Origin of the sequence: Endozoicomonas sp. ONNA2 (assembly GCF_024606365.1) — a bacterium.
Classification (GTDB): domain Bacteria; phylum Pseudomonadota; class Gammaproteobacteria; order Pseudomonadales; family Endozoicomonadaceae; genus Endozoicomonas.
Map to the genome: position 1 here is coordinate 1 of NZ_JAHHPO010000932.1, position 3,163 is coordinate 3,163.

General features: G+C 47.6%; 4 protein-coding genes. 3 read left to right on the top strand and 1 reads right to left on the bottom strand.

Annotation, left to right across the window (positions count from 1 at the left end):
* Positions 1 to 148: 148 nt before the first annotated feature.
* Positions 149 to 865, bottom strand: a complete 717-nt coding sequence (rph, locus tag KDK14_RS16575; protein WP_257266286.1) for a ribonuclease PH — start codon at positions 863 to 865, stop codon at positions 149 to 151.
* 304 nt (positions 866 to 1,169) lie between these two features.
* On the opposite strand from rph, the gene KDK14_RS16580 reads away from it, so the two are divergent.
* The 3 genes from KDK14_RS16580 to KDK14_RS16590 all read left to right on the top strand — a co-directional run bounded on the left by KDK14_RS16580 (position 1,170) and on the right by KDK14_RS16590 (position 2,913).
* On the top strand, positions 1,170 to 2,039 hold the full coding sequence (locus KDK14_RS16580; protein ID WP_257266287.1) for a YicC/YloC family endoribonuclease: 870 nt from the start codon (positions 1,170 to 1,172) through the stop codon (positions 2,037 to 2,039).
* Between the two features lie 317 nt (positions 2,040 to 2,356).
* Positions 2,357 to 2,620 carry a CopG family ribbon-helix-helix protein gene (locus tag KDK14_RS16585; RefSeq protein ID WP_257266288.1) on the top strand — a complete coding sequence of 88 codons (264 nt, stop codon included), beginning with the start codon at positions 2,357 to 2,359 and terminating at the stop codon, positions 2,618 to 2,620.
* A complete protein-coding gene (locus KDK14_RS16590; protein ID WP_257266289.1) occupies positions 2,617 to 2,913 on the top strand; it encodes a type II toxin-antitoxin system RelE/ParE family toxin in 297 nt (98 codons plus the stop codon). Before KDK14_RS16585 ends, KDK14_RS16590 begins: the two co-directional genes overlap by 4 nt.
* Positions 2,914 to 3,163 lie beyond the last annotated feature (250 nt).

A 3,163-nucleotide genomic window follows, 5' to 3' on the forward strand; every position in this document is an offset into this window, starting at 1 on the left:
TTCCCTGAGCTACGGACTGTGAAACAGAAACGTTCTTGAGCGATCAAGAACCCTCACCCGATAGGGCGGGGAGTGTCAGAGAGTAGAATCCGGCATATAGCCGAATTCTATTAAAGTTAGCCCAAGCAAAATGAAAGGCAGTAAAGTGTCATTCCGCTAACGCTTTTTTCTGTAACTCAATAATTTCCTCAATACCGGATCGTGCCAATGCCATCATGGCAAGCATTTCATTCTGGCTGAAAGGGGATGCTTCTGCGGTTCCCTGAACCTCGATAAATCCGCCTGCATCAGTCATTACCACATTCATATCCGTTTCAGCACTAGAGTCCTCAGGATAATCCAGATCAAGTATCGGGCTGCCTTTGTAGACTCCCACGGAAATGGCAGCAATCATATACAGGAAAGGATCGCTTTTGACCATTTTCTTCTCCTGCATGTAACGCAGTGCATCAACCAGGGCTACACAGGCACCGGTAATTGAGGCTGTGCGTGTGCCGCCATCGGCCTGAATCACATCACAGTCGATATTAATGGTGTTTTCCCCGAGCTTTTTCATGTCTACCGCAGCGCGTAAAGCGCGGCCAATCAGGCGTTGAATCTCAAGTGTCCGGCCACCCTGCTTGCCCCGGGAGGCTTCCCTTCCCATCCGTTCTGTGGTGGACCGGGGTAACATACCGTACTCAGCGGTAATCCAGCCCTGTCCGGTTCCCTTGAGAAAACGGGGTACACCGCGTTCGACTGACGCAGTACAGATGACTTTGGTATCGCCAAACTCGATGAACACAGATCCCTCTGCGTGTTTGGTATAGTTTCGGGTAATTTTTACATTACGTAATTGGTCTGCCGTTCTTCCGCTAGGGCGCATTTGGGTTACCTTGGTATGTCTGAAAAAACACAAGCACTGCAAAATTTGCGGAATTATAACTGTTCAGTGGGTTGTCGGGAAAATAGAGTTTGGAAAATTAGCAAAATCGTCGTAAACCGTCCCCCAATCAGGCCGGGCCGCCCCGATCAGGGCCTTGCGCAAGAAAACTTTTGAGTGCTTGACTTCAAGAAGTGGTTACAATGTTTAGTACTTTAGCTTTCTAAAGCTTATCTTATCAGTTTATTTTTTCGATACATTTCTGGAATAATCGGCTTTTATTAGCCCACTGAGAAAAGAGTATTTCATGACGTCCAGCATGACGGCGTTCGCCCGTGTTCAAATACAGGAGGATTGGGGAAGCCTGATATGTGAGATTCGATCTGTTAACCACCGTTACCTTGAGCCCCACTTCCGTCTCACGGAACAGGTACGGGAGATCGAACCTGCATTGAGAGAACTGATTCGAAAGCAACTGAAGAGAGGCAAGATTGAATGCAGTCTTAAATATCAGTTGAATGAGACAGAGCAGGTGCTTGACCTGAATCGTGCCCTGCTGAAAAAGCTGCAACTGACAGTGCGTGAGATTGAGGCCCATTTTCCCCGGGTTGCACCGGTTAATCCTCTTGAGATTTTGCAATGGCCTGGCGTGCAGGGTAATAAGGAAACAGAAATGGCCGTTGTTCATCGGGCTGCCATAAAAGGGTTCAACGCAGCGCTTGTGCAACTGAATGAGATGAGACAGCGGGAAGGACAGGAGCTGAAGTCTTTTATTGAGGCCCGTTTGGATACAATGGGGGATGAGGTGCAGCGACTTCGTGGTTTGCTGCCGGTAATTCTGCAAAGCCAGCGTGAGAAAATCCTTGATCGACTTACTGAAGCCAGACAGGAGTTAAATCCGGAGCGACTGGAGCAAGAAATGGTGATGCTGGCTCACAAGATGGATGTTGATGAAGAGTTCGATCGTCTGGACACCCATATAGCTGAGGTGCGCAGAACCTTGGAAAACCCGGAGCAGGCAGCGGTCGGGCGGCGGTTGGATTTTCTGATGCAGGAACTCAACCGGGAGGCAAACACCCTGTCTTCCAAGTCAATTCATGCAGGCCTTACCCAGAGTGCAGTAAACCTCAAGGTCTTGATCGAGCAAATGCGGGAACAGGTCCAAAATATTGAATGATGTTTTAAATCATTCGTACACGTTATAATCCACTGATTAAATTGGCTTTTTTTGAATTATTGTTTTTGGTTGCTCGTCCGTATTTGCAGTTATCTAAAAAAATGGTGACAGGTTGACCAAAATAGAGAGTTATGAATGGTGACAGATTTACCGCTGGCAGCAGAAGTGCCGTCAGGTCTGCAATGAGCTGATCCGGCTGGCAGAGGATGAGGCTCAGGATTTGCTGGAGCAATCCGGGGTTATCCCGCATGGACCCTATTGACAGCAGGCCAAACTTAAGTGTACTACAATGTAATACACTAAAAAGGAGGTCATGTATGAGTGTATCCAGCGTTCGTCTGAATCAGGATATTGAAGAACCGTTAAACCGTTTGGCCAAAGTGTTGAGCCGTAGCCGGAACTATCTCATTAATGAAGCAGTCAGGGAGTACATCAAGAAACACGCCCGTGAAATGCAGGAGTGGGACGAGACCCTTGAAGCACTGGACCAGGTGCGCAGGGGAGATGGCGTAGATGGTAACGCCGTGATGGAATGGCTGGAAAGTTGGGGCAGTGATAATGAGCTGGAGGCACCTGAATGAAACTCAGGTTTTCCAAAAGCGCCGTTGATGACCTGAAACGACTGAGACAGTTTATTGCAGAAAAAAATCCGTCTGCAGCACAGCGAATGGCGGAGTATCTGGTCAGGAAAATTAACAACCTTTGCCAGCAACAGAATATGGGCGTTCTGGTAGGGGATACACTGAACCCCCGTTTGCGTGACCTGATCATCAGGGATTACAAGATTCGCTATCTTGCTGACGACCGTGAGGTCTTGATTCTGAAGATATGGCATCAGAAAGAGGATGATGAGATCAGCCTTGACTCAGAGTGAGAGTAAAAGTTCGGCAAAAGCTCATGCTGGGAAAGTTCCCGATAACTTGATTTCCCACTGCTTGAATCTTTCAAAGAAACCCGGTCCTCATTACCGGGTTTTCTTTTTTTTATCCCTCCAAACTGAACCACTATAAAAAAGGGGCTTCATGTTTCACGTTTCCGCTTCGTCCAGGCGACATTTGTCTGGATGTCATGGCTTAGGAGTCGTCTAAAAATAACTTTCCCATTTTAAACTCAGTGTTCCTGAT

What these genes read in the sequence shown, in the direction of transcription:
- KDK14_RS16580 (WP_257266287.1), top strand. Translation starts at nt 1,170, where the DNA reads ATGACGTCCAGCATGACGGCGTTCGCCCGTGTTCAAATACAGGAGGAT.
- KDK14_RS16585 (WP_257266288.1), top strand. Translation starts at nt 2,357, where the DNA reads ATGAGTGTATCCAGCGTTCGTCTGAATCAGGATATTGAAGAACCGTTA.
- rph (WP_257266286.1), bottom strand. Translation starts at nt 865, where the DNA reads ATGCGCCCTAGCGGAAGAACGGCAGACCAATTACGTAATGTAAAAATT.
- KDK14_RS16590 (WP_257266289.1), top strand. Translation starts at nt 2,617, where the DNA reads ATGAAACTCAGGTTTTCCAAAAGCGCCGTTGATGACCTGAAACGACTG.